Origin of the sequence: Bacillus sp. NPDC093026, assembly GCF_044754665.1 — a bacterium.
In the GTDB taxonomy this organism is placed as follows: domain Bacteria; phylum Bacillota; class Bacilli; order Bacillales; family Bacillaceae; genus Bacillus; species Bacillus maqinnsis.
The window spans coordinates 80,818-107,158 of record NZ_JBIVPN010000009.1 but is presented as its reverse complement, the minus strand read 5'-3'; the positions used below and the strand labels follow the sequence as shown (position 1 = coordinate 107,158).

General features: G+C 39.4%; 30 protein-coding genes. 11 read left to right on the top strand and 19 right to left on the bottom strand.

Features of this window, described 5'->3' with window-relative positions; all coding sequences use genetic code 11:
• Positions 1-427: 427 nt before the first annotated feature.
• The 3 genes from ACIQCE_RS15375 to ACIQCE_RS15365 form a co-directional block, all read right to left on the bottom strand.
• Positions 428-3,004 carry a YfhO family protein gene (locus ACIQCE_RS15375; RefSeq protein ID WP_400495855.1) on the bottom strand — a complete coding sequence of 859 codons (2,577 nt, stop codon included), beginning with the start codon at positions 3,002-3,004 and terminating at the stop codon, positions 428-430.
• Positions 3,005-3,095: 91 nt separating this feature from the next.
• Positions 3,096-4,079: a glycosyltransferase family 2 protein gene (locus ACIQCE_RS15370; protein WP_353856326.1), complete on the bottom strand. Its 984-nt coding sequence runs from the start codon at positions 4,077-4,079 to the stop codon at positions 3,096-3,098.
• A gap of 297 nt (positions 4,080-4,376) precedes the next feature.
• Positions 4,377-4,646, bottom strand: coding sequence for a YfhJ family protein (locus tag ACIQCE_RS15365; RefSeq protein ID WP_353856327.1), 270 nt, complete (start codon positions 4,644-4,646; stop codon positions 4,377-4,379).
• A gap of 116 nt (positions 4,647-4,762) precedes the next feature.
• Here ACIQCE_RS15365 and ACIQCE_RS15360 point away from each other — a divergent pair, with 116 nt between their 5' ends.
• Both ACIQCE_RS15360 and ACIQCE_RS15355 read left to right on the top strand, forming a co-directional pair.
• Positions 4,763-4,912 (top strand): small, acid-soluble spore protein K, encoded by a 150-nt coding sequence (locus tag ACIQCE_RS15360; protein ID WP_099679945.1) that lies wholly within the window; start codon positions 4,763-4,765, stop codon positions 4,910-4,912.
• A 25-nt stretch (positions 4,913-4,937) separates the two neighbouring features.
• Positions 4,938-5,111 (top strand): YpzG family protein, encoded by a 174-nt coding sequence (locus ACIQCE_RS15355; protein WP_353856329.1) that lies wholly within the window; start codon positions 4,938-4,940, stop codon positions 5,109-5,111.
• Positions 5,112-5,136: 25 nt separating this feature from the next.
• Here ACIQCE_RS15355 and ACIQCE_RS15350 read toward each other — a convergent pair whose 3' ends face one another.
• Positions 5,137-5,451 (bottom strand): YfhH family protein, encoded by a 315-nt coding sequence (locus tag ACIQCE_RS15350; protein WP_353856330.1) that lies wholly within the window; start codon positions 5,449-5,451, stop codon positions 5,137-5,139.
• A 3-nt stretch (positions 5,452-5,454) separates the two neighbouring features.
• Positions 5,455-6,246, bottom strand: coding sequence for a recombination regulator RecX (gene recX, locus ACIQCE_RS15345; protein ID WP_400495852.1), 792 nt, complete (start codon positions 6,244-6,246; stop codon positions 5,455-5,457).
• A 93-nt stretch (positions 6,247-6,339) separates the two neighbouring features.
• Between recX and ACIQCE_RS15340 the strand changes: the two genes are divergently transcribed.
• The 3 genes from ACIQCE_RS15340 to ACIQCE_RS15330 all read left to right on the top strand — a co-directional run bounded on the left by ACIQCE_RS15340 (position 6,340) and on the right by ACIQCE_RS15330 (position 7,618).
• Entirely contained in the window at positions 6,340-7,236 is an 897-nt protein-coding gene (locus ACIQCE_RS15340; protein WP_400495850.1) for a TIGR01777 family oxidoreductase, read from the top strand.
• A gap of 54 nt (positions 7,237-7,290) precedes the next feature.
• Positions 7,291-7,401: a YfhE family protein gene (locus ACIQCE_RS15335; protein ID WP_353856333.1), complete on the top strand. Its 111-nt coding sequence runs from the start codon at positions 7,291-7,293 to the stop codon at positions 7,399-7,401.
• A gap of 61 nt (positions 7,402-7,462) precedes the next feature.
• On the top strand, positions 7,463-7,618 hold the full coding sequence (locus ACIQCE_RS15330; protein ID WP_400495846.1) for a YfhD family protein: 156 nt from the start codon (positions 7,463-7,465) through the stop codon (positions 7,616-7,618).
• 45 nt (positions 7,619-7,663) lie between these two features.
• Here the strand turns inward: ACIQCE_RS15330 and ACIQCE_RS15325 are convergent, their stop codons facing one another.
• Entirely contained in the window at positions 7,664-8,251 is a 588-nt protein-coding gene (locus ACIQCE_RS15325; RefSeq protein WP_400495844.1) for a nitroreductase family protein, read from the bottom strand.
• Between the two features lie 280 nt (positions 8,252-8,531).
• Between ACIQCE_RS15325 and ACIQCE_RS15320 the strand changes: the two genes are divergently transcribed.
• Complete coding sequence (locus ACIQCE_RS15320; protein WP_400495842.1) at positions 8,532-9,788, top strand: helix-turn-helix domain-containing protein; 1,257 nt, start codon at positions 8,532-8,534, stop codon at positions 9,786-9,788.
• Between the two features lie 36 nt (positions 9,789-9,824).
• Here the strand turns inward: ACIQCE_RS15320 and ACIQCE_RS15315 are convergent, their stop codons facing one another.
• From ACIQCE_RS15315 to mprF, 3 genes are all read right to left on the bottom strand, one after another.
• Positions 9,825-10,292 carry a thiol-disulfide oxidoreductase DCC family protein gene (locus tag ACIQCE_RS15315; protein WP_400495840.1) on the bottom strand — a complete coding sequence of 156 codons (468 nt, stop codon included), beginning with the start codon at positions 10,290-10,292 and terminating at the stop codon, positions 9,825-9,827.
• A 339-nt stretch (positions 10,293-10,631) separates the two neighbouring features.
• Positions 10,632-11,180, bottom strand: coding sequence for a thioredoxin family protein (locus tag ACIQCE_RS15310; protein WP_400495838.1), 549 nt, complete (start codon positions 11,178-11,180; stop codon positions 10,632-10,634).
• Between the two features lie 92 nt (positions 11,181-11,272).
• Positions 11,273-13,843 carry a bifunctional lysylphosphatidylglycerol flippase/synthetase MprF gene (gene mprF, locus ACIQCE_RS15305; RefSeq protein ID WP_400495836.1) on the bottom strand — a complete coding sequence of 857 codons (2,571 nt, stop codon included), beginning with the start codon at positions 13,841-13,843 and terminating at the stop codon, positions 11,273-11,275.
• Between the two features lie 169 nt (positions 13,844-14,012).
• On the opposite strand from mprF, the gene ACIQCE_RS15300 reads away from it, so the two are divergent.
• On the top strand, positions 14,013-14,492 hold the full coding sequence (locus ACIQCE_RS15300) for a MarR family transcriptional regulator (RefSeq protein ID WP_353856340.1): 480 nt from the start codon (positions 14,013-14,015) through the stop codon (positions 14,490-14,492).
• Between the two features lie 177 nt (positions 14,493-14,669).
• Here the strand turns inward: ACIQCE_RS15300 and ACIQCE_RS15295 are convergent, their stop codons facing one another.
• The 6 genes from ACIQCE_RS15295 to ACIQCE_RS15270 form a co-directional block, all read right to left on the bottom strand.
• Positions 14,670-15,677 carry a zinc-binding alcohol dehydrogenase family protein gene (locus tag ACIQCE_RS15295; protein ID WP_400495834.1) on the bottom strand — a complete coding sequence of 336 codons (1,008 nt, stop codon included), beginning with the start codon at positions 15,675-15,677 and terminating at the stop codon, positions 14,670-14,672.
• A gap of 85 nt (positions 15,678-15,762) precedes the next feature.
• Positions 15,763-16,305, bottom strand: coding sequence for a hypothetical protein (locus tag ACIQCE_RS15290; RefSeq protein ID WP_400495833.1), 543 nt, complete (start codon positions 16,303-16,305; stop codon positions 15,763-15,765).
• 257 nt (positions 16,306-16,562) lie between these two features.
• Positions 16,563-17,603, bottom strand: coding sequence for an NAD(P)/FAD-dependent oxidoreductase (locus ACIQCE_RS15285; RefSeq protein WP_400495831.1), 1,041 nt, complete (start codon positions 17,601-17,603; stop codon positions 16,563-16,565).
• Between the two features lie 147 nt (positions 17,604-17,750).
• Entirely contained in the window at positions 17,751-18,380 is a 630-nt protein-coding gene (locus ACIQCE_RS15280; protein WP_400495829.1) for a rhamnogalacturonan acetylesterase, read from the bottom strand.
• A 153-nt stretch (positions 18,381-18,533) separates the two neighbouring features.
• Complete coding sequence (locus ACIQCE_RS15275; RefSeq protein ID WP_400495827.1) at positions 18,534-18,998, bottom strand: DUF6884 domain-containing protein; 465 nt, start codon at positions 18,996-18,998, stop codon at positions 18,534-18,536.
• On the bottom strand, positions 18,995-19,543 hold the full coding sequence (locus tag ACIQCE_RS15270) for a VanZ family protein (RefSeq protein ID WP_400495825.1): 549 nt from the start codon (positions 19,541-19,543) through the stop codon (positions 18,995-18,997). The genes ACIQCE_RS15275 and ACIQCE_RS15270 overlap by 4 nt, the downstream gene beginning before the upstream one ends.
• Before the next feature lie 176 nt (positions 19,544-19,719).
• Here ACIQCE_RS15270 and ACIQCE_RS15265 point away from each other — a divergent pair, with 176 nt between their 5' ends.
• The 3 genes from ACIQCE_RS15265 (at position 19,720) to ACIQCE_RS15255 (ending at position 21,031) form a co-directional block, all read left to right on the top strand.
• A complete protein-coding gene (locus tag ACIQCE_RS15265; protein WP_400495881.1) occupies positions 19,720-20,298 on the top strand; it encodes a TetR/AcrR family transcriptional regulator in 579 nt (192 codons plus the stop codon).
• A gap of 72 nt (positions 20,299-20,370) precedes the next feature.
• The gene (locus ACIQCE_RS15260) at positions 20,371-20,715 is read left to right on the top strand and encodes a DMT family transporter (RefSeq protein WP_400495823.1); all 345 of its coding nucleotides are present in this window, start codon (positions 20,371-20,373) and stop codon (positions 20,713-20,715) included.
• 1 nt (position 20,716) lies between these two features.
• On the top strand, positions 20,717-21,031 hold the full coding sequence (locus ACIQCE_RS15255) for a DMT family transporter (protein ID WP_400495821.1): 315 nt from the start codon (positions 20,717-20,719) through the stop codon (positions 21,029-21,031).
• Between the two features lie 41 nt (positions 21,032-21,072).
• Here the strand turns inward: ACIQCE_RS15255 and ACIQCE_RS15250 are convergent, their stop codons facing one another.
• The 4 genes from ACIQCE_RS15250 to ACIQCE_RS15235 all read right to left on the bottom strand — a co-directional run bounded on the left by ACIQCE_RS15250 (position 21,073) and on the right by ACIQCE_RS15235 (position 25,338).
• Positions 21,073-21,354, bottom strand: a complete 282-nt coding sequence (locus ACIQCE_RS15250) for a hypothetical protein (RefSeq protein ID WP_400495819.1) — start codon at positions 21,352-21,354, stop codon at positions 21,073-21,075.
• Between the two features lie 507 nt (positions 21,355-21,861).
• Complete coding sequence (locus tag ACIQCE_RS15245) at positions 21,862-22,344, bottom strand: MFS transporter (RefSeq protein ID WP_400495817.1); 483 nt, start codon at positions 22,342-22,344, stop codon at positions 21,862-21,864.
• A 636-nt stretch (positions 22,345-22,980) separates the two neighbouring features.
• Positions 22,981-24,372 (bottom strand): 23S rRNA (uracil(1939)-C(5))-methyltransferase RlmD, encoded by a 1,392-nt coding sequence (gene rlmD / locus ACIQCE_RS15240; RefSeq protein WP_400495815.1) that lies wholly within the window; start codon positions 24,370-24,372, stop codon positions 22,981-22,983.
• A 96-nt stretch (positions 24,373-24,468) separates the two neighbouring features.
• Positions 24,469-25,338 (bottom strand): DNA-3-methyladenine glycosylase family protein, encoded by an 870-nt coding sequence (locus ACIQCE_RS15235; protein WP_400495814.1) that lies wholly within the window; start codon positions 25,336-25,338, stop codon positions 24,469-24,471.
• 435 nt (positions 25,339-25,773) lie between these two features.
• On the opposite strand from ACIQCE_RS15235, the gene ACIQCE_RS15230 reads away from it, so the two are divergent.
• On the top strand, positions 25,774-26,274 hold the full coding sequence (locus ACIQCE_RS15230; protein ID WP_400495812.1) for a stress protein: 501 nt from the start codon (positions 25,774-25,776) through the stop codon (positions 26,272-26,274).
• Positions 26,275-26,341: the final 67 nt, after the last annotated feature.

Below are 26,341 nucleotides of genomic sequence, written 5' to 3'. Positions count from 1 at the left end.
GTCTTTTTTGTATTTTGGATTTAAGTGATGTGCAGAAAAAAATTTTAAGGTGCTTGGCTTTCGTTTTATTCACATACTCGTGTAGAGTTCGTTGAAAATTCATGCTATTATTGTCACATCTTTCAGGTGATGATACTCAAACAACAAATCAGCAACATTTTGAGTTAAATTTTATCATTTGCTTTTGTCGAATAAAAAGGTGCGAATGTTGAGGGATTTTATGTCTGTTACCTTACATTCGCACCTGTCTTTTCTTTTTATATCTTGGTCATACAAAACCCCGTATCCTAGGACTTCTTGCAGTCGGTTTTTTCTATGAGTTTGATATAGAGTTTTTGTTCGAGGTCTATTCTTTCTTAAGATGCCGCATTTTGTCGTACAACTTCCTTTTGCCATACTGGGCTTCATTATTGATCTAATGAATTGTCTACCTCTTTTTGTGTCTTCTCCATGCATAGATGATCGCAACAAGCAGACTGATGAGAGAGATAAGAACCAAGATTTTGATATAAGGCGGATAGTAGGTTAACACAATCTCGTTTTTGCCTTTTTCTATTGGAAAGCCGATAAATGTGTAGTTGGCTTTTTCAATCTTCGTCTTTTGTCCATTCACCGTCAGTTCCCATCCCTGTTCATACGGAACTGGGATGACCATATAATCATCTCCTCGCTTGTTATCATAAGAGATGGTGAAGCGATTGTTGTGGAGTTTCACTTGCTGGTTTCCATTATCTTTTCTTGCCTTTTCATATGCTTGTTGCAGGACATGATATGGCTCTTGATATAGCTTTAATTGACGAAACTCATACGTTCCTTTTGGTACTCGGATTGATAGAATTTTTTCGGCAGGCACTCGAATGGTGACTTCATTTACGCCTGTTTTATAGATCGATGTATTGCTTTTTCGTGAAGTGACGTATTGATCAACAGACAACTGAAATCCTTCGTTAAGGTCGGTCCGCTTCACATAAAAGCTCACATACACATCCCCTGAACGGGCCATATCATCTGGCAGCGTGATATTTAGGCCGCCCGTTTCCCCGTATACGTCAAGCACACCATTTTCGTATACGGCTTGTTCCGTATGAATATTTGTATCCTTTACTCGATCTGGCGCATGCTCGATTTCAGCGTTTCCTTTTTTGTCTAAAATCACGCCTTGCAGCATCGCATGCTCTCTATCAAGTGCTGACGCATGCTGTAGGGATTCTTCTGAATAGATGGTACTCGTTGTTCTTGCAAATGGAAGTGGCCGTGTATTTTCATATACCTCATAATGCTCACTTTCCATGATCGGCTGAAAATAGGCGGGCGGTGAATAAGGCATCATTTTATTTCTCATATAATATTTGCCGTAAGTCAAGCTGTATAAATTATTTCGGTCGCCCATTGTGGCATAGCGGCTGACACTTTCTCGTCCCGTATCAATTTGCAAGTCGTTCCAGTAAAAATGCAGCAGGTGCTTATTCAAAATACTTGAATACACACTCATGCCATTAAAACCTTCAAATAATGGGGTATTGTTCCGAACGCCGTTCATCCAATCAATGCGGGCGAGCGGGTCTTTCTCACGGCTTTGAATTTGCTGAATGAGCTTCATTTGCTCTTGACCAGCATACGCCTCACTTTTCATATAAGCACTTGATACTTCCTTTATGTTACTTATCTCAGATAAGTATCCCTTTTGATAAACACCTGCTGTAAGTAGACTTGATACAAGCAGAACTGCTGAAAACAGATGAAGTTGCTGACGTTTTTCAGCATGTGTCCAAAGGAAGAAAAGACTGATGACAAGAAGACCCGTTCCCGTAAATACAACCACATCCAAATGACGCATAGCCCGTTCTGACAAGACAACTGTGAGAATGAACACAAGCCATGCACCTATCACCGCCCGCTTCTTCCACTTCCATTCGATCTGTTGGACATGTTTGATGGTGATGGCCACGACCGCACCGACTGTAAACGCCAACATGTATTCAAACCTGTACTGAGGAGCAGAAAAACCGTTAAACACACTTGCCATTTTCGGACTGTAATGAAAAATGATGAGCACAGTGCTAATCGATGTGAACATAAAAAACCACCGATTTCGATAAAGCGGAACGAGGAACAGACAAATCAGAAAGACCACAGGCAGTAAATACACCCTACTTGTAAAGATAAGGTGGTCATGCAGTTCAAACCATGGAATCGCCTGATCATACGGCGGCCTTAAATTATTGAGAAAGCCATAAACTGAAGGAATAAAGAAGGCGGCACTGATTCCAAAGGATAACAGCGTTGAGAAGGCAAGTGTCCATATCACCTTCCAGCCACGCTCCTCACTGCGGAGCTTGATCAAATATCTGAACACAAGGTATATGGCCAAAAAAATAAAGTGAATATAAGCAAAATAAAAATTGTTGATCAGCATGAGACTGCACGCAACAATAAACCAAGCCGGTCTGCCAGTTTTGAAAATACGTTCAACCCCAAGCACCAGCAGGGGGAACCACATCATACTGTCTGTGAAAAACTCCCAAAATGTTTGATGCCGGAAATATGTAATGGACAATCCATATATACCGGCTCCTGTCAGTGCTCCTGTTTGATTTTGAACAATGGATCGCAGCACGCGATAGGCAATGAAGAGGATGAGCGTCAGCTTGATCACACTTAACCAAATGACAGCATTTGCCCAGAAGTGAATGTCCGTTGACTGAATGATATGAAGCGCATTCATAAACCACACAACGAGCACAGTGATCATAAAGACAGTCGACGTTGTAAAATAATAACCTAATTGTGTATATGTCCCGCCGCCTAGACCAAATTGATAAGAATAAAAAAAGTTTCCTTTGACGTATTCGTCATAAAGCAGCTTTTTAAATGGGAGCATTTGCGAGATACCATCTCCATCACCTGTCATGAATCGGCCGTTGGCATATTCATATAAGAAGAAGGAATGGCCTAGTATGGCGAGAATGAGACAAATTCCAATGATCATCCATTTACGTTTCATCTTCTAAATCCTTTCCAAAGAAAATCAGCTTTTTCTCGAAACAAAACAACCCAGCAAGCGACTCACGCTTGCCGGTTATTTGAATCCATCGTTATTTAAATAACTGAGTTAACACTCGGTCTTGTTCTTTTGAGCTTGTCTCTTCTTCCGTCACATTTGACTCTTGAATCAAATAATGAGGCCTTTTTTTTGTTTCATAATAAATACGGCCAATATATTCTCCAATCACACCTAGGCTCAAAAGCTGAACACCGCCGAGGAAAAGTACAGCCGATATTATAGTGAAATAACCTGGTACCATAATCCCTGTTCTGACGATTTGAATAAAGGTAGCCACAATATAAATCAAAGAGAGGAATAAGATCAGTATGCCAGTGTACAAGCAAATGCGCAGCGGGCGGTTGTTAAAAGAAATGACGCCATCAATGCCATAGTTAAATAATTTCTTCAGCGACCATTTTGTATCGCCATGCTGCCTTTCCACATTTTCATAATAAATGACTTTCTCTTCAAAACCGATCCAGCAAAAAAGCCCTTTTGAAAAGCGATTCCCTTCTTTCAATTGAAGCAATGCGTCGATTGCTTTGCGTGAAATTAAGCGGAAATCACCTACGCCATCACGTAAATCTACTTCTACGACTTTGTTCATGACTTTATAGTACATGGATGATAGATAAGAACGGATTGGACTATCACCTTTACGGTTCCGTTTGGCAATGACTTGATCATACCCTTCCTCAAACCCTCTGACAAATTCTCGAATCAAATACGTCGGATGCTGCAGGTCGGCGTCCATAATGATCGCCGCTTCTCCCTTTGCATGTTCGAGCCCAGCCAATATGGCTGCTTCCTTTCCGAAGTTACGTGAAAAGGAAATATATTTGACCTTTGCACTCTTGTGAGATAACTCTCTCATGTATTGAAGAGTGTTGTCTTTGCTTCCATCATTTATAAAGATGATTTCATAATCATAATGAAAATCGCGAAACTCTTCCTCGAGTGCCTCAAAGATTCGTCTGATGTTTTCACCTTCATTGTAGGAAGGAATTATAACAGAGAGCAATTCCCGTTTCATATCGCACCTTCTCTTCATTTTTTCATACCGTCTGATATGTTCATTATTCCTTTTTTGTGAGGAAATGAAACACTTTTTTTCATAACCATCTATTTCATGTTCTTTTCAATCGTTTCATTATATCAAATGTTTGTTCTCAATCGTTTTCAGCCATATGAATTTAATGTAATTTTAAGTTTATCTATTGTAAAAAGCCTGTAATGCTTATCACAGACTGAAATGGTTTTATCAATAATGTATGATGATATAATGCCCAATTCGTTCAACTTGATGAATAAAAATGAAAAAGCGAGCCTTTTAGTGGAGGAGCCTTTTGTTATTTTGCAGATGCTCGTTTGCTTTTGATTTTTCATTTTGAAATAAATGCAACTGAGCACCATAGCTCTCTATCCATTCCTGCACAATGCGTTCTGTCGTTTCTTGCCCTTTATACTTGCGCCCTGCTTTTGCATAGGTCGTTTCAAAATCACTCCATAATAGCTCCACCCATGTGCGTGCTTCGTCATATGTCAGCATATTATTTTTTTCCATGAGTTGTTCAGTTAATCGTTCAAAGTATTGTTCCATATTGATTCCTCCTTCATCTAGCAAAAAGTGCCTATTTAAAAAAAACTCTTTTTTCATATACTACCCTTACGTCTTCAAAAGACGCAAATGATTTGTATTCTTTGGAGGGAATCGATATGCGCAATAAAGCAAAGGGGTTTCCAAATCAAGTGAATCACAAGTTTGAAGGCGAGCCAGGGGCTACAGATGCTTTTGCATCAAAAAGGCCAAATGGTGAGACGAACACACGTCCACAGGAACGTATGAGGGCATCAGGGAAACGCTAATTTTTCCAAAGGGAGTGCTTGAGATATGAGTGCAAATGGTAAATCGTATATGGAGGATTTTGTTCAATTAAGAACAACAGCTTATCCCCAACCATGGGCGAATGCAAAGCATTCAGCCTCTCAGGTCAATGGAGAAACCCAGCAAACGCAGCACGACATCGTCCTTCAGAACAACGTCCGTAAGCAGCGCTCGAAGTAAGGAACGAAAGGACTGATCTTAAAGATCAGTCCTTTTGTGTCAGTAATGAAATCGGTAATGCATCTTCTTGATCAGGGGTCGACAACCTATATCCCCACGCAAACACACCATTTAAATATTGAACGTAAAAGTGCTCGTCCGTATCTTTGATTTGATAAGTGGTATCTGTCTGAATGGCACTTGGATCTAATAAATATGCCTTGGCCATATCAATTTTCCGCTCTAATACAGCGTATTCATTAACGATACCAAGCTGCTCAGCCTTTCTTGCCTTTTCCGATAAGGCTGCAATTTCCTGCTTTAATTCGTATTCTGTCATCTCACTATAGCGTTTGTCCATCTGTCATTCCCCTTTGTCTAGAACGTGATCAATTGTATCGAGATCAAAGCCTTTCCGATAGAGGAATTGCTTCACTTTCATCTTCTTTTCAAATGAGCCGTCATATCCCACTTTGCGCTTTGCCTTCTCCAGCATATAATTAAGCGCTTCTTCTTCCTTTTCCTCTTCTTGTCCATCATAAGCTTCTTGAAGGGCTTGATCAATGACTTCAAAAGAAAAACCTTTTCTTTGCAACTGAAGCTTGATGCGTTGCTCCATCTCTTTCGCAGAACGATTCTTCTCTTTCTTGACAAGCTTGAGTACTTGTTTGACAGCTTCCTCTAGCTGCAACTCATTTGAATATTGCGCCAGTGCTTGTTCGATGATGTCATCATCAATTCCTTTTTGCTTTAATTCTCTTTTTAAGACGGATGGTCCTTTGTGATTGGTTTTACGTTGCGTGCTGACATATGCTTCTGCAAATTCAACATCATTTACATATTGATAATGCTTTAATTTGTGTATAATTTCAATAATGGCAGGTGCTGGAAACTCTTTTTTCGTCAGGTAATCAGTGACTTCTTTCACTGACCTCATGCGGTAAGATAAATAATCGACAGCTTGCTTAAATCCTTTTTTGACCAGATCGCCGAATTGAATTTCAATGATGTCTGATTCGTCCAATTCTTTGCCTTTTTTCAAGTCAAATTGGACAAGCACATCTAAATCAACGCTAAATGCGTATTTTTCATCAAGAAAGATGTTTACACGCTCTGTATTGTTTTTCTGGGCAGAAATTTTCGTAATATAGGGCATCCTGTTTTCACTCCTTTTTGAAACAGTCAGGATGTTTCTTTTTATTCAAAATCGTGAAAGATATAAGTATGTATATGAGAGGAGAGATGTCATTTGAATATCGCCATCACCGGAGGAACTGGGTTTATCGGTCAGCAATTGACAAAAGTGCTCGCAGATGAAGGACATCATCTATATATTTTAACAAGAAATTCAAAGGAATCCGAACAAAAACATTTACATTACGTCCAGTGGCTGACAGAAGGTGCTGCACCTGAAAATGAACTGCCTCCTATTGATGTATGGATTAACCTTGCGGGCAAATCCATTTTTACACGCTGGACGAACAATGCCAAAAAAGCAATCCTCTCAAGCCGGCTTCAGGCAACAAAAGAAGTGAGGCGAATCATTGAAGCACAAGCATCAAATCCGTCTGTGCTCATTCAGGCAAGTGCTGTCGGTATTTATGGCACTTCAAAGACGCAGGATTTTACAGAGGAATCTTCACCGCAAGAGACAGATTTTTTAAGTCATACATCAAAGCTTTGGGAAGCTGAAGGTCAAAAGATTGAAGCACTCGGCATCCGTACAGTCTATACACGTTTTGGAGTCGTATTAGGGGAAAAAGGTACCCTGCCTCTTATGACACTGCCATACAAACTATTTGCCGGTGGAACAATCGGTTCTGGTTCACAATGGGTATCTTGGGTTCACGTGGAGGACGTGGCACATCTCATTGCTTTTGCGATTCAACATGATCATGTATCTGGTCCACTAAATGTGACCTCTCCTAATCCGGTTCAGATGAAACAGCTTGGTCAAACCATTGCATCAGCACTCCATCGCCCTCATTGGCTGAAGGTTCCTTCCTTTGTGATCAAAGCTGTACTTGGGGAGATGTCCTTACTTGTCTTAGAAGGACAGCGGGCACTACCGAAAAAAGCACTGCTGTCTTCTTATGAATTTCTACATCCAGACCTAAAAGAAGCCATTTTACATTCCGAGGAATAAAAAAAGTTTAAAACAGCAACTCTAAAAGGGAAACCATGTGAGGAGGCTGTTGTGATGAAAAAGAAAGATCACCAACCAACTTCTCCGCTAAAGAAGACACAGGAAGTTCTGTATCAGCAGGAATTTAAAAAAGCGGAAAAGGCAGAAGAAAAAAGAAGCAAATGATGCGGATATTCCACTCCAACAAGCACATAACTAAAATGATCTTGTAAAGGAGGAGAAGGCCTTGAAAAAAGACCAAAACAAACAATCCGTCAGGCAGGCTTATGCCAATGAGACGGATGGCGAATTTGTTGAATTTTCCAAAGAACTTGCAGATCCAAATGACGTAAAAGCAATGGCACGAATGAAAGCAGCAGATCAACGTGCCAAGAATCAATAATTCATAAAAGCAGATCTTTTAGAGGTCTGCTTTTTCTCTGTCTTGTTAGCTAAGTTCCGTTAGCAGGGTTGACGCCTTTTGTCGCTTTTTTACCTCGGGGATTTCTTCTGGATAACCAATATGAAGAATGGCTGCAAAGCGTTCGTTTTCTTTTAATCCCATATCTTGTTGAAAGCCTCGATCGTACAAAATTCTACCGCTCTTCCATACCATTCCGATCCCTTGATCCCAAGCGAGCAACTGGAGGTTTTGAATGAGGGAACTGACTGCTGCAAAGTCATCATTTCTCACAACAGGGTCCTCATTCTCCTTTAACACGACAAATAAAAGGGCTGGCACTTTCGAAAAATATTCTCGATATTGAATGATTTTCTCATCTTTCGCATCAGGATTGTTTCGCTTAAAGTAGGCAATAAACCGTTCTACAAATGTCGCTTTCGCTTCATCCGTTGTGGCATAAAGAAAGCGCCATGGTTCAGTCAGTTTATGATTCGGCGCATAGACCGCATCTTCTAATAAAGGTTGAAGCTGTTCAATGGAAACAGCTATATCTTTGAATTTTCGAATTGAACGTCTATATCTAATAGCGTCTCGAACTGTTAACCTTTGCGTTTGTTGTTTCATTTCTGGCATATATGTCATCCTTTCAATCAATTTAATTGAAATTGATTCTCATTCACATTATAAACATCATAGTGATTTGTTGCAAATAAGGATCCTTCCTTTTCATTAGCTTAAAAGTTGTTTGATTTTTTCAACTAATGTTACAATCATATTACGTTTTAAATAAATTTTGAAAGAGGAGCCAAAATAATCAAATCATTTCAGCTTTTTCCCATTTAAGCATTTATTCAACTGGCTGTTTTTGCTAAAGGCTTTCGACCCATGATTGGAAGGGAGGCTTTTTGATGTAATGAAAACCAATATAGGACAAATTATAAAGCTCTATCGATATAAACAAAATATGACCCAATCCGAATTGGCAGAAGGAATTTGTTCTGTGTCTCATTTAAGCAAAATTGAAAATGGTTCAAAAGAGGCGAATCAAGATACGATCAATTTACTGCTTGCCAGACTTGGAATCAGCCAAGAAACGCTCTCTCAAAAAGCACGTCACTTGCTGTCATTGCTTAATGAGTTTCAAATGAACATGTATTTCTATGCCCTAGATCAGGCTGAACAAAACGCTGAAATGATTATTCATCATGAAGAACAGTTTTTTTCGTTAGATTTAGGCATTCAGTATCATTTGTCCTTATTTCAATTTTATCTATTAACTGAAAAGCAGCCGCTTGCATTAAAGACATATCGCGTGTTAAAAAAGTTTGAAAAGACCTTTATTGAAACAGAGAAGGAAACCTTTGAATATCTAGATGGGATCCATCAGATTAAAAATGGTCAACTAGAAGAAGGGTTGAAAAAGCTCGAAAGCTGCTTTTCTTACGCTTCTGTCGAACAAAGTGATCTTTATTATAATTATGCGAAAGCACTTGGAAAAATGGGACGTTTTGGTGATGCTCTTGAGGCAACACATCAGGCGATGGACTTATATAGGCAAAAAAACAATTTCAAACGAATCATTCATTGTACACTGATACATGGCGTGATCTCGCTGGAATTAAAAGCATTTCAAACAGCTAAGAAATATTTAAAAGAAGTCATTTTGCATACATCGCTTTATCCAGATTCTTTTATTAAAATGATCGCTTATTTTTATTACGGGGTTCTTTTGAAACGTGAAGGTGATTTTTCATCGGCTGTGCCTTTTTTACTAGATTCATTGAATTACTTTAATCAGGAACAAATAGAGGATCGCTATTGTGAAACGCTGTATGAAATCGCGACATTATATGCTGAATATGATCGGAAGAAGGCACTTCCCTACATACATGAGTTGTTAAAACAGCCACGTATTCAGCCGCACTGTTTATATATGATCAAAATCTATAAATTAATGATTGAACAGAACCCTCATGATTTAAAAACATATTTAGTCGAAGCAGCCATTCCGTACTTTGATAACCACCAATTACACAATGAGTATCTTTTTGCACTCAGAACCCTGCTTTCTTATGCGTCTTCTGAGCTTGATCAGTGTGAGTTTTCCTCATATACTAAGAAACTGCTTCGCCACTTAGAGCGATATGTTCCATACTACAAAAAAGCATGACCTTCTGCCGATCAAAGGTCATGCTTTTTCTATATTTTAGATTGTCTTTTGTTGATCTCTTTCAGGACGGGGCACTTGTTCGACAGAATGAATATATCGTTTTTTCGAAAAATAATCGTACACATATTGCCCGAAGCCAAACCAGATGCTAAGCAAAATAAATGGGACCGTTCCCCATAATGCAGGGATGTTGCAAGCAATACGCAACATTGTATAAATCCCTGAATTTTTTTGATTTTTGGCTAAGGAGATAGAGACGATTCGTTTCTCTGCTTTATCTTCGCTTATTTTATTCAGCTTTAGAAGCTGTGAATTCCTAAATGATTCGAAGTGAATGCGATTCTTCCAATCGAGTGCTTTTAATAGATCAATTGCCTTCGCACATGTAGGACTTTGTCCATCGAAAAACACAAGCAGCCTTAATGATTTGATGGAACGTTGTTCTCTTTTTTTTGATTCAGCTAGCTTCTTCTTTTCTTGCTCTAGATAAATGATTTTTTTCATAAATTAACCGCCAGTCCTTTTCCGTCATTTGTTTTTTTAGTTCGTTCAAAGGAGATTACAACTAGATTACTATAGTTGCTGGGCCTCTTGTATTGGGAAAAAGCAAACGGTTGTGCGTTATATGAGCCTTTAGATAAGGGCAAAATTGATGATTTCTTGGCATATATGACGTTTTTCAACTAAAACTTGTTGGGAAAATCATGATGCATTGCGGTTTTCTGCGGGATTTGATCGATTTCTGCGGTTTTTCTACATCTTTATGTATGCGGTGATTTGTAAGAAAACGCAATAACAAGATAAAAAAGACTACTTCCCATTGCGGCGAAGTAGTCTTTTGGTTTATATTTTTGCCAAAACTTCTACTATTTCTTTCTCAATATCTTTCCATAAGTAACGATCTGTCGTGTAACGATGTGCGGCTTCTTTGGCAAATGCCTCAAAAGCAGCCTCAAATTCAGGTACTCCTTTATCAGGTTTTTTCTCATCCACAAAGCGCTGTGCTTCTGCTGAACGCGGTCCCCATTTTCCCACTTCATTCCCGTCTTGATCAATGAAGATGATAATTGGAATTGATCTTGCGGTCCCGTTCGTTAAATACCGATCCATTAGGTCTAGATGCTCATCTCGAATGAAATAGCGTGCATCAATGAGTGCTTCACTCGCAATGCGCATAAAGATTGGTACATTCACCATCGCATCCCCGCACCAATCTGCTGTGATGACAAGCGCTCTTAGCTTTTTCTTCTGTAGACGCTGAAGCAGTTCTTTTTCTTTTTGGTGAATCGCATACTGGTTGTACACCGTGAGTAGGTTAACGCGGTTTTTCTCCATGTTATGTACATAAGTACGTTCAGCTAATCCCTTTGTAAACCATTCATTTAATGTCATTCCTTACATCCCCCTTACCCTTCCACTTTACCACTTTTTCTATTCTTTTGTCTAAAAAAACCTTCACCTAGTGAAGAAAAAGGTTTTTTGTCTTATTGAGACCGTTTTCGGTTTGGGTCCATCCCGATCAGTTTGGTGACGAGCGCCATAGTGACAGGCAGTGACGTATTCTTTTTATACGCTAAATATTTCCCCCGCCATTCTGGTTTGTATTTTTGTTTAAACGACCGTAAGCCGCTAAAACTATACATATATCTCACGTTGTTAAAGATGACGCTGGCTAAGCGTTCTGTTAGAAAGGACTGATGAAACGTTCCTACATTCGACAGTGGCGCCATCCCCATATTAAATGATTTGTAGCCTTTTTCTTTTGCCCATTGAAAGAGGTGGATGAAAAGGGCATCCATCATCCCATTCGGTGCATCATGCATATGCCGCATTAAGTCGATTGAGATCTCCCCTTCTTGATACATTGGCATTAAGGAAACAAAAGAAATGACCTTTCCCTGCTCATCCTTGAGTATCGCAACGGGTGCTTTTTGTAGATAGTCTACATGAAAGTAACCAAGTGAAAAGCCTTTTTCTTTTTTCTTCCCGAGCCAACTATCCGAAATGTATTTTAATGTGGACAGAAATTCATCAGAAAAAGGTGGTTCAACCATTTCAAAAGTGTAGCCTTCCCGCTCAAACTTATTGGCGACAGCTCTAAGATTTGATTTTTTCTTACCTGAAAGAGAAAATGTTTCTAAGTTGACTATGGCTTCTTCTCCAAGCTTAAAGAAGTGAAAACCTAGATCGTGATACAAGGCCATCCCTTCACGTTCCACTTGATAGAATGCAACGCGGTAACCTGCTGTTTCGGTCTCCTGCAAAAATTCCTCAAGAACAAGCGGATAAGAGGATTTACGGCCAGATGGATCGCCAAGCACAATCACACAGCGGCCAATGCGTCCAAACTGAAGCATTGCCTCACCATCACTTGAGAAAAACAACTTTTTATCTCCTAAAAAGCCAAGATGACTGAGTGCATTTCCTCCCTTTTCTTCTAGGAACGCTTTTAATTTTTGTTCATCTGCTTCCTCTCCAATAGGATAGGCCTTTTTATTAAAAATCAATCTACTAATGAAGAAGAAAAGCGGTACACCGATCAAAGCAATCATGCTCGTCATGGTGATGTGCCGTTCATTATGCACAAGATAATCCTTGCTCAGGAAATGTCCAATTTTCTCCCAGATAAAGTTCCCTATGACATTATAATTAAACAGAACCAGTAAATATCCGACTGTAGCCGCTATAAATTGATACAAGGAATAAGGGGCTTGCTGCTTCACAAATTGATTTCGCAGTGAAAAGAAAACTGCCATAATGACGGGCAAAATAAAAATCAGACTTAGGTTAAACCCTTTTAGCAAGGTAAACACAAAACCGCCAGCTAGAGAAATCATCGTCAAAACGTAAGACCGCTTTGTTCTTTTATACACTTCAATGGACAAAATCATGAGGATGATCCCGAACATTAAAGATAGACCGTTAAACCCTGATAACAGAAAACGGGGAATGCTTGTAATCACCCCTAAACGATCTACAGGCAGCACAACGGAAGCCATAATCAATAAGCCGCTTCCAAACGTTAAAATGGATAAAGAACCGTACAACAAACGGATTAATAATGCCCTGTGCAATACAATTAAGACGTTCGTCGTTTCAATGGCAGGTGCCATTTTTGGATTGCCTTCAAGGCGTTTAAGGGTAGTTCCAGTTAAATCGTATGCTGCCAGACAAAGCCCAAGAATAAACGGAAAGATCGAATACACGAAGCGATACAAAACAAGGGCTGTCAGCACCATTTCTTTATCGAAACCAATGTATTGCATACTGAGTAAAAAGATCAGATCAAATGAACCGAATCCGCCTGGAATCATACTGATTAAGCCGCCGATTGATGCAATGGCAAACACACCTAATATGATTCGGACATCGACGTTCATTCCCATTGCCACAACAGCCATATACATGACAAGACCTGCTGCTAACCATTCTAAAAATGATGCACCGATGTATGCGTAAATCGGATGCTTAAGTCCTTTTTCGCCCCCCTGAATCGAGCTTTTTTGAACCGAGACCATGATGATATAAATCGGCACAAGACAAGCAAAGATAATCACAAATGCCCATAGCCAAGGTTCCTGACTAATAATACTCTCAACTGGTAGGACCCTGACCAATATCAAATCACTGAAAATAGATAAACCTAAAAGAACAGAAGATGTCAAAAGCGCAATGCCTTTCAACAGTTTTTTCGTATCTGATATGTACTCCTTATATAAAAGCGTTCGGAGCCCTGCTCCTGATAGGCCTCCGAATCCAAGTACACTGTTAAAGGAGTTCGCAATCCAAGAGATCCGAACTGTTTTCCAGCTACTGATTTGCATATCAAGACTTCTTCTTAAAATAAAATCATATAAGGACATAGAGAGGACAGCAACCAGTCCAAGAAAGACAAGAATAAACAAATCCATTCGATTCAAATTGTCAATAATATAAAAGGTCTTTTTAATGGAAAGGCCGCTGAGCTCCTGCTTGGCGACAAAAATCAGTACAAGGATGATGACGACTGGAAAAAGCATTTTTAAGATTGTCATGCCCGTTTTTTTGTTCCACATCTTTTTCCCAACTTTCTAGTTTGCTTCATTTGTTTTCAACTGAACATTATTATACAACAAATACCACTTGTTTCATTCAGTTTAACATGCAAAAGCTTCATGATGCTTTCCTTTAGAAGTAAAAATCAGTAATATAAAGAGAAGAGCCGCTTAAAGGAAGTGAACAAGCGTGGAGTATAATATTCATGATACCACCGTACTAAAAGAGGAAATTCTATCTCCAGAAGAAAAAAAGACATGGGTGCTTTATATGAAAGTACTCACAGCCGCAGGACTCGGAGATGTCTCTGAATGGATGAAACTCGATATGAGTATGCCTCAGATGAAAGTGCTCATGCTGCTCAATAACCATGGCTCTCTCAAGGTATCCGAAATTGCTGAAAAAATGGGGGCTTCTTTGTCCAATATGACAGGTCTGCTTGATCGTTTAGAGCAGTCAAACTTTATCGAGCGGAAGCATTCTGAACGTGATCGACGCATCATTGTTGTAGAAATGACAGAGGAAGCCAAAAATATTTTCAGAAGTATTTATCAAAAAGGACACGAAAAAATTAAAAATTCCCTCCAACGGCTCAACGATGAGGAAAAAGAAAAAGTAAATGAAGGTCTGGCCATATTAGAAAAGGCACTTCGCCCCGAAAGAGAGTGAAGACAGACGAGGAAAAAGACGGTCATGTTAAATCCGTCTTTTTTATTTCATCGTGTATATCATTCTCTATGAAGGTTTTTGGAATCGCGTTTCTATCGTCCCTTAGTACGCTTGTTGTTCAAAATGGTTCATATAACCAATTATTGTCGTGAGGTCATTTGCTGCTCCTTTTGCTCTTTAAAATCCTTCTAGCACGAACTTGCCGATCATCTGCCCTTTTTCAAGCTCTTGATGTGCCTGTCTCAAATTTGCTGCATTCACAGGACTCAGAACTTTTGTTAAAGTGTGCTTTAATTTCCCCTGTTCAAATAACTCACTTGCTTCTGTTAACAGCTCATGCTGTTTTATCATGTCCTCTGTCTTATACATAGGGCGTGTGAACATGAATTCCCAAACAAAAGCAGCACTTTTGTTTTTTAGCAATTGAATATCCAAACTGTTTTGATTTTCAACTATTGTACATATCGTTCCTTGTGGTTTAATGGCTTCTGCCATTCCTTGAAAATGCCCGTCAGTATCGTTTAAGCATAAAATAGCATCCACTTCACCGATCTTTTTTTCCTGTAATTGTGCCAATAAAGGTTGATGATGATCAATGATGTAATCGGCTCCTAATGAGAGGCACCACTGTCTTGTTTCTGGTCTTGATGCTGTTGCAACGACAGTCGCATTTGTTAATTTAGCCAGTTGAATGGCAATGGAGCCTACTCCACCAGCACCGCCTATGATTAAAATGGTCCGTTCCTCTTCATTTCGCTTGATATGCATGCGATCAAACAAGGCCTCATACGCAGTAATTGTCGTCAGTGGCATCGCTGCTGCTTCTGCAAAAGAGAGATTGGCAGGCTTTCTCGCAATGATTCGTTCATCTACAAGCTGAAATTCACTATTAGAACCTTGACGAGTGATGTCTCCTGCATAGTACACATGATCACCAGGCTGAAACAACGTACACGCTTCACCCACTTCAACCACTATCCCGCTAGCATCATAGCCGAGGATTTTCAATTCCTCTTCCTTCTGATTCTTAGATGTCCTTACCTTTGTATCAACAGGATTCACCGACACAGCCTCTACTTTGACCAGCACATCCCGTCCAGTTGCTATTGGCTTTTCAACCTCCTGATCAATCAAGCTTTGCTCATGTTCAATTGGCAAGTACTCATATAATCCAACCGCTTTCACCCTCGCACACTCCCTTTCTCCATGCTTCTCATTTTATCATCATTTTCTGTTAATTTTATATGAATCAAAACAAGGGAGGGCACATTTACGACCGTCCCATAGCCTTTCGTTCCCTAACAATGCAAGCAGGTCGAGGTTTTTGCTGAAAAGGAATGTATTTCAACCAACTTGTTGACTTAAAGAAAATTTGTACGTAATAAAACTGAATATGTTGAAGTAAGATAACTACAAAGAGAAAAGCAGATAACATGAGCGAAAAGACGTCCGCTTCACCTTTCACCAAATCAATGATGAAGAACATCACATAACAGATGATGAAAAGCTGCTCTCCCCTTTGAACAATCCGAATAAAAACATGGCCAAGTTTCGATACATCTCCTGATTGACGCTTCCTGATTTTTCTCGATTTATAAAACCAAACGATACTTTCTAATAGATGATGGGACATAAAAAGGACAATGATTGCAACAAAAAGAGGGGATTGAATAACCAGTGGTTGGGTAATGAAAGAAAGCAACCAAAAATAAAATACGATAAAGGCATGTCTCATAGATAGGAGAAATAGTTCTTTTTCTAAGTGCTTTTGCATCTTATTCACCTCATTAGGTACTACGATTTCACTCGCCAAAAGGTTTCCTCTCATCAAGGATCGTTCGTTGCTTTCTGTCATAGAAAGAATTGTATCTGTCTAGAGCGTCAATTCCTCTTCCTCCTTCCATATGAAAAAAGTGCTGCCCATCTTGGCAGCACTTCAGCGTGTAGACAAACCCTTGCATTCGTTGTCAAATCCTTAAGTACTGGTGCTCGGGTCTTCCATGCTGGTGAAAAAGGACTAAAATAAACACCATTTTAACCCTTTGACAACAATGTTTGACTGGATGCTAATCAATGAGCACTAGCTGATTGTAATTGTTTGTTTTTCTCTTTAAAGCGTTCATTATGTGAGGAGACGTACGCCACTTTTTCTGCTTCTGGTTCAATGTAAAGCTTTGCACTATTCAATGCATTTACGCCATCAACAAATGTACCGGCAATTAAACGGACTTTGCTTTTATGTGTACATAGGTCTCCTACGGCGTATACGCCTGGTAAGTTGGTTTCCATTTTTTCATTGACCTCGATTAGTCCCCAATCCCCCTGCTTCAGTCCCCAGTCTGCTAGCACACTTAAATCACCTTTCATACCATGATTGACAATGACTGCATCAGTTTCAATTCGTTCGATTTCACCTGTTTCTAAATGCTGAATGGTCACAGCTTGAATTTTCTCTCCATGACCATGAAGCTCTATCAGTTCATGAGGTGTTAAAATTCGTGCACTTGACGCTTTCATGTTCGCCACGTTTTTCTCATGTCCACCAAACATGTCACGACGATGCACAACCGTGACGCTTTCAGCAATTGGTTCAAGCGCATTTGCCCAATCCACGGCTGAGTCCCCGCCTCCGGATATGACGACTCGCTTACCTGCAAATGTCTTCAGCTCTTGCACTGTATAATAAAGGTTTGTCACTTCATAACGGTCTGCATGTTCGATTTCAAGTTTACGCTGAACTGGAATTCCATGACCCATCGCTAAAATGACCGTTTTTGTTAAATGGCGATCACCATTTTCAGCAGTCAGCAGAATATGACCATCCTCTAAACGCTCGAACTTTGTGATTTTTTGATTCAGCGCAATTTCTGGGTCAAATGTTTTCGCCTGCGTTTCGAGCTGTTTAATGAGCTGTTCACCCCTTGTTGGCGGCAATCCGCCTACATCCCAAATGACTTTTTCTGGGTAAAGAAGTACTTTTCCTCCAAGGCTTTCATTATACTCAAGTATCTTCGTCTTTAAATCTCGCATCCCGCTATAAAAGGCGGTGTACATACCTGCTGGACCGCCTCCAATAATGGTGACGTCAAATAATTCAAGCTGATCTGTCATTTGAGTCCCTCCAGTTTCTAAAATACATCTATAAGTGATATTGATTCTCATTATCATATATGTATATTGTAGTCTACTCTGGTCAAGGGAATCAATAGCTTTCTACCAAAAAGAACAAGACGGGCACTGCACCCGTCCTGTCATGATTCACACAATGCTTAAACCAAGATCCTTTAATTCAAGAGAGACAAGTCTTGCAATCGCATCTGCACCTTCTTTTGTAAAATGAGTGCGGTCATCAATACCCGTTGACAGCATAAAGTAAGAAGTTGTCTTCTCTAGACCTGATATTTGATAAAACCGAAGGCTGGCGGTCATTAAATCAACAAGAAGAACCTCTTCCTCATCGGCTAATTCTTTCATGGCGGCACAATAATCAGGAAAATCATTAATATATTCTCCGTCTTTTTCATGAAATCGTCCAACAGGGGTTAACAAAAGTGGTGTTGCCCCCTTTGTTCTAGCTCCATGAACATATTGTGACAAATAGCTTTTGTAGGTCGTAAAAGGTTCCGTATGCCGTTCAGGCTTCGATGTTGATGCATCATTATGTCCCATTTGAGTAAAAAGCCAATCCCCCGGCTGAATCTCTGCCAATATGTGATCAAGACGCCCTTCTTCAATGAATGTCTTTGAGCTTCTTCCACCGATCGCCCGATTCACGACTTTTACGTCTTTTGCCGTATAACGATGTAAAAACTCTCCCCAACCTCCTTGAACAGGACGATCTGGGTAAGACGCAACGGTTGAATCACCAGCTAAATAGATGGTTGTCATGTTCATACGCCCCCTTTTTTAATTCAACCACCTCTCCATTGACAATGCGGCATGAAAGTGGCTGTTGAAAAGAACTGCAAGCGACCAGCATCGCTTATTCAATCATTCTCTTTTTCATCTTCAAAACCCTGCAAATAGAAAGTTGTGCATTCATTATATATGCGGCGTAAGTTCTGTTTTTGTCTCGACTGCCGCCTTTAATGCCTGTAACATATAGCCAATCCCTTGATAAGGAGTTAGCGGATAATTTGCCTTTTGATGAGACTGCAATAATGGGTCAATGACTTTTCGATATTTCTTTCCCCCTAGTATCACAAGCTCATCATATGCGAATAGCTTTTTTTCATAGAATTGACGATAGAGTTCTTCTTCTGTGATCTGTTCAGGATGCGGAGTTCCGAACGCAACATCATAATGATCAGATACAATGTCATGTGCATGTAAAAAACCGTGCTTCGCTGATAAAATCAGCCAATCGGAAAAAAAGGTTTGGGCATAGCACTTCGTTCGTTGATGAAGGGGGCTTAAATAGACAAGGTGTGCCGGCTGGCTTCCCGCATCTGGCTTTACATCCCATATTTTTTTTGCACCACAGGGAATGATACAAACTCGCTTCACCTAATCTTCTCCTTCCTTCGTTGGTACATGTGATGTATGAAACAGCCTATCGCTGTTCCTATCGTATTCAATATCATATCATCTATATCGCTACTTCTAGTAATGATATCAAATTGGGAGAAAATCCATTGCAGTACTTCAATCATCGTTGATAGGAGAAAACCTGCTAAAATCGCTTTCTGCCAGTACATTTTTCTATATCTCCAATAAAGTAAAAAACCGAGCGGAACAAATAAAAGAATGTTTCCAGCAAGATTTAAAAATACAAGATTTGGGTAGCCTTGGTGATAAGCGTGAACGTTTTGATAGATCGAGTGAAAAGGCATGAGATTGACACTGACTTGATCCCTAGGGGCGGAAAAACGATTCGGAAAGACCGTTAAATATAACAGGAAGTTTGTATAAAAAAACAGACAGGCAAAAACCATTTCCGTTTGCAAATAGATAAAGCGGTTTTGCTTTATTGCCTGTCTGTATCTCATATAAATATATAGCGGAACGAGCAGAATAAAGTAACTAATCGAAATTACTGCGCTGACTGTCATTAAGAGAGCTGCCCCTTTCCTCTGTTATGCTTGGACATATTACAGCTTATTCATGCCTGATTCCGTCTATTCATCCCTTATTTTCTCAATCAATGAAGTTAGCAGGTCTCATATTGACAAATCGTCATTTTTTGGTTAAAATGACTGACATTCAGTCATTTAAGGTCGGTGAGGTTATGTCGAAACGAGAAAAGATTATGCTCGCTGCCATTGATGCGTTTAAGGAAAAGGGGATTGAAAAGACGACCATTTCAGACATTGTGAAAAAAGCAGGTGTCGCACAAGGAACGTATTATTTATATTTTCCCTCGAAGCTTTCTGTGATGCCTGCCATTGCAGAGCATCTTATTTCACAGATGGTTCCTGCGATTGAACAGGAATTAACCCAGCATGCTGATGTACTTGATCAGGCAGATGCCCTTGTTGAATTTATTTTCTCCTTTACGAGACAATACCGTGATGTGCTTGCCCTCACCTACTCTGGTTTAGCCGCAACCGAGCATTTAAAGGAATGGGAAGATATTTACGAACCGCTCTACAAATGGGTTGCCGCCTTTTTAGAAAAAGCCAAGCAAGAACAGCGCATTAGATCAAATTTGAACTGTCAATATGCGGCAAAATTTATTATTGGCTTACTAGAGTCCTCTGCGGAACAAATGTATTTGTTTACCGAAACAGATACAGAGGAGGTGCTCATTCAAAAACGGGAAGTCAAGCAATTTCTCCTTTACGCACTCGGCATAGAGACACCTTAAAAAGTACAGCATACGCTGTACGCTCTTTTTCGGCTTTAAAATGACGAATCGTCAGTTATAGGAGGAGATGAGATGAAGAAAAGCTGGATATATGTCGCACTCACTTGTTTATTTGAATTACTTTGGGTGTTTGGCTTAAATAAAGCAGATACAGTTTGGGAATGGGCGATCATTATCTGCCTCATCCCTATCGATTTTTACTTTTTAATGAAAGCCTGCGAGAAGTTACCGACAGGAACGGTCTATGCCGTGTTTGCCGGAGTTGGAAGCATTGGTACGTCCATCATGGATTATACGCTGTTCGGCGGATCATTCTCATTAGAAAAGCTGCTGTTTATGGGCATTTTAATCATTGGTATTATTGGTTTAAAAGTGTCAGATGGAGAAACGCATCAGCAGAAAGGAGAAGCGATATAAAATGGGCTGGTTTTTTGTTTTGTTCGCCTCTGCCTGTGAAATCGGCGGAACCATTGGCTTAAATATGTTCAGTAAGAAAAAACAAATCGCATCAGGCTTATTATTTGTCGGTGGTTTTGTCGCTTCCTTTTTATTTTTATATGCTTCATTCTCTTCTGTTCAAGTGTCTGTCGCCTATACGATATGGATTGGTTTAGGGACAGCTGGCTCTGTTTTATTTAATATGATTCTATTTAAAGAGCCGAAAAACTTGATTCGTATCCTGAGCCTGCTGCTCATTGTCGTCGGTGTAGTGGGGCTGAAGTTGTATACATGACAATATACAAAAGGCAGGGATTACTTCCCCTGCCATCATCATTAATGGAGCACCGATTGTTCATTCAATAGATCAATGGCATAAAGTGATTGTTCGTGTTCATCTAATAGGACATATACTTTGAGGGGTGCGCCTGATTGATCTGTCTGCTGCGTGAATAACACACAAGTGAATTTTTCTACTCCTTCTGGCAACTTACTTTTAAGAAAAGGGTGAAGAATGGGAGAGATTCGAAGGGTATCAACATCTTTCAGCCAAAGCTCATTTTGTAGCGCAGGATAATGGTCAACTAAAAACTGGCGAAACACTTCCAATGGACTCAAGTGGATATCCTCACTTTCTTAGCATGACATCAAACTCACCTTGAAACACTATGAACTCTTACATGACTTTGGCACACATATGTCGCTCTATTACTTAAGACACTTTATCTCCTCGTGAATATGAACTGTTATTTAACTTTACTATATTGAATGCTCAAAATGTATGTACGTTCTCTCATTCTTTTGGAAAGAATAAGGTTGCTTCTCGCACTTGAATTCAAACGATGAACCTAAAGTCATTCTCTTATTATTTTCTTTCGTGATAGAACGCCGTCTTCCTGCTATGATATTCCATTTTGTTGAAAAAGCACTTCTCTTCTAAAGGTGCAGCAACTAACTGAAGGCTTGTTACATCCAATGATGTTTGTAATGATCCAAGTAAGCTACACTGTTTTTAAAACTTCTTCTTTCTCAATCTCTAAAATAGTTCCGTAGAATCCACTCTCATTTTTTTTCAGCTTCTTCTTTAGACATTTTGAATGTTCGTGACGAATCTTTATTACGTCTCTATGCAATAAAAGATTCAATATTTTCCCTTTTATACGCAGACTCGGTTTTAGAGTTCTCTTGCGTCATTGCATAAGAATTAACAGTATTGAGTTCCTTATCATTGGTAACTAGTAGTTTAACTGATGCTTGATTAGCAGGAAAAAATAAAGTTCTAAACACTGTCATTAATATACCCACTAAAATAATATATCCATAGTTTAGATAATCTAATACATCAAGCAAAGGAATCGATAGTACTAAAATCGCTCGGATAAAATCACAAAATAACATTATCTTCTTTTTATCTACTTTATCGATAATACTTCCACTGATAAAGCCAAATACAAAATATGGAATTGTGGTTAGAAATAAAACAATCCCAGATGAGAAAACATTATCTGTAACTTCAAATGCCAAGAGTGTCAACGCTAAGCTATAAAGTGAACTTCCAAATACGGATGTGAAATCTGCACTCCAAAGAAGTTTTGAATTTCTATTCATTCTGTCACCTGCTTTCAAAATTAATAGAAAATATTTCTTCTATATGTTTAGAAATATCACTTCCATTAGGCTTTCTAGAAAAATCTACGCAAAAATAATTAATATATGGATACGAGTGATTCTGCGACAGAAATAAAAATCTATTCCAATTTATCACTTTTGTTGTATTCATTTGAATATAACAAAGCTCCTTAAATGTCCATGGACCTATTTTCTAAATAGTAACAGAACCCAATACTGATTTCCATAGTACATATCTCTGTAAAACTTCAAGCGTGGATATCTGTACAAGGGTGAAGTCATTCCCGAGAATTCTGACTACTATTATCTTCCTGCAAACTCCTCCACAATTCTATTCAATAATTCTTCTACATAATAACTATTACAAGTAGCAAAAGACTTCAATGCCAGTATCAAATGCGTCTGATTAGCTTGTTACCTTTAACAACAAATCCATATTTAATTAGCAATCTTAAAAGATCTCCGAAAAAAAGAAGAAAGAGAAATTCAAAAGAAGAGAGTCATGAAATCAGCAAAAAAAAGACCCAGAAATCGGAATTGTTTATTTTACCGAAATCCAGATCTGTTTAGGAAATGATTCATTTATTTTTACTGGAAGAGTTTATTTTCATTATATTATTTCAACGTCATCGACACCACGCACTCCACATGCGCCGTATGCGGAAACATATCCACTGGCTGAATATATTCGATCTTGTAGTCTTTTGACATGTATTCGAGGTCTTTTGCTAGTGTTGATGGGTTACAGGAGACATAGACAAAGCGTTTCGGTTTGACCTTTTTGACGGTGTCTAGGAAGGTGCGTTCGCAGCCTGTTCTTGGTGGGTCAACGACGATCACGTCAGGACGGAAGCCTTGTTTGACCCATTTTGGCAACCAGTGTTCCGCTGTTCCTGTCACATAGGTAGCGTTTTTCATGCCGTGTTTTTTGGCGTTTTTCTTGGCATCGTCAATGGATTCTTTGATCACGTCCATTCCTCTTACTTCTTTTGCGCCATCTGAGAGCCACATGCCGATGGTGCCAACGCCGCAATAGGCATCGACGAGTTTCTCTTTTCCTGTCAGTTTGGCCGCTTTCTTGGCTTCATCATAAAGCTTTAAGGTTTGCTTCGGATTCAATTGGAAGAAGGCACGTGCGCTCAGCTCAAAGGAAACATCACCAAGGAACTCTTGAATGACCATATTCCCAGCTAGGTGTGAAGTCTTATGACCAAAGATGACAGATGTTTTTTCACCATTGATATTGTGCATAATGGACGTTACTTCTGGCAGACGTTTTTGAATGGCTTCGGCGATTTCTTTTTTCTTTGGAAATTCTGGTTTAGCTGTAACAAGCACGACCTGTACCTCGCCTGTTTTAAAACCAACTCGCACGACAATCGAACGCACGTCTCCTTTCCTTGTACGTTCGTTGTAAACTGATACGCCGAATTTCTCTAAAATTTTGCGGACAACGCCTGTTGTTTTGTTCGTTTTTGGATGCTGAACGATACATTCCTTAATCGGAACAAGCTTGTGAGAATTCAGCCCATAGAGTCCTGCAATGATATCTCCACTATGAGAACGTCCTACTTGAAATTGACTTTTATTCCGGTAGTGCCAAGGATTCTCCATGCCGATCGTTGGTCTGATATCTAGTTTTTCTACCAATAATTTCGTATGACGTTCTATTGATTGAATGACAATATCACGTTTTTCTTTTAATTGTTGCTCGTAAGCCAAATGCTGAAGCTGGCATCCTCCGCACTGCTCGTATACTGGACATGGCGGCTTCACTCGATGCTCCGAGCGTTTTCGCACTTTCCTAACCGTACCTTCTGCATATTTCGGCTGTACATTTGTCGCTTCTACGACTACTTCCTCACCAGGAAGCGCCCCTGGAACAAACACCACTTGCTTTTTAAAATAACCGACTCCTTCACCATTAATGCCAAGACGTTTAATCGTCAGCGGGAACTGTTGTCCCTTTTGCAGAAGGGTCCCTTGCTGTTTTTCTTTCAATTTCATTCTCTCCGTTCTATTTGAACCTTTATAGGTTGTCCTCATTTTATTCCATCTCATTAGTATATCACGACTTGGACAAAGAGAGAAAATGCGTTTCATTTATTTGTCTGTCTCGATACTTCTCCATAAATAAAGGGAAGCGTAGCTTAAATACGGCGCCCACTCCTTACTCAATTCCACCATCTGCTCTTTTGTCGGCTTTTCAGACAATTCAAAATGCTGTTTGATGGCGTTTTGAATACCGATATCAGCCATTGGAAAGAGATTCGGTCTTCCAAGTCCATTCATTAGCACATTTTGAACAGTCCAAGGACCAATTCCTCTAATTGGAAGAAGCCGCTCTTCAATTTCAACATCCGGCAATGCGTGTAATTCCTCTAGACAAAGGGAGCCGCTGACGATTCGTTTTGATACGTCAATGACATATTCCGCCTTCCGCTGACTGAATTGAAGCTTTCGTAAGTCGTCTGTGTGAAGGGAGGCAATGGTTTCTGGTAAAGGATCAAACCAAACATCTTCTATTTGCTCTCCATAGGTGTGGACAAACCGCTTTGTCAGCTCATAAGCAAAGACCAGATTAAGCTGCTGATGAATGATGCATTTCATCAAACAATGATACAAATGAAAGTCAAGCATAAGCGGTGTACCCATGTGACGTTCAAATATAGATGAAAGGTTTGTTTGAGAAAAGTGGGCATGAATGACTTTTAATTGATGATTCATCCCAAATATTCGCTCAATCTCACATATGATTTGTTCCTTTGGGCCATGTGCCTGCACAAGGAATGTTGGCGTCTCGATTGTTCCAGTTGCTCGAACGATCGCAATATATGGATTTTTTCCCAACCTGATCGGTACTTTAATTTCTCTTTTTTTCATATCTACTGCCTTTAATGGATCATTTGATAAGCGCCTTAACACCTGATCGAAGTGATATGGCGGCTCAAGTACCAACTTTTTTTCCCACATTATATGCCTCTCCCTTTCTGCCAAAACAAGCGATATGATTGATTCATTTAATATGAATCATTCTCTATATTGAATACTTTTAAAAATAAAGAGTACAAGAATTTATCAGTCATATCTTCCTTATTTTCGGTCATTTTCTTTTTGGAATCACGCAAGATTTTAGGCGAATCCAACCAAAATTCGACATGATCTATCAAAATTTTAGGATCATAATCCTCAAATTAGAAATAGAACCAATGGGCGATATCTTACTTTTTAAAAAAATTTATAATTATGACATATCAAGGAGGTGAACAAAGGAATTAGCAGAATAGGCAATCATTTATTTCATCTTACAGGAACATATTTACCTCATTGATTAACCAGCTTCACCTAGTTTCATAATTTTACGAAAAGTAAGACCCAAAAAAATTAAAAACAAAGGAGATCCGACCAATGAAAAAAACAATTCTTTCTATTGCACTTGCTACTGCTGTTTCTTCGACACTACCTGTTTTTGCTCATGCTGCTGAGCCAAAAGCCGCTCCAGTTTCAACAACTGTTCAGCCAACTGTCTTAAACAAAATTGCTGAAAGTAAAGCATCAGCTACTAACGTTAACATTAACTTTGACGTACTTGGTATTGCAAATGCAATCATCAATGCTGCTAATGCAAACACAAACCGTGAAGGCTTTGTAAAAGGTTTAATGGAGTCTGCTTTCTATGCTGCTGGCGCTAGATACAATGTCATGGTATTTAACTTAAGCCAAGGCTATGAGACACGTTTTAACGGAGTCAAAACGTTCGCTACAGTTAGATACGGAGGTCTCACTTACGGAGTTTGGGTATTTGAAAGTGGATCTTTCACAAACAAAGGTGACGGCGGCTACATCAACTGGGCATTTAGAGGCTGGTTTGACCGTAACGGTGGTTTCGTTAACTTCCGTCGTCCTTAAATCTCGCTTTTATCCTTCAATCATACACGCACATGGACCGATCTCATTCATGAGATCGGCTTTTTTT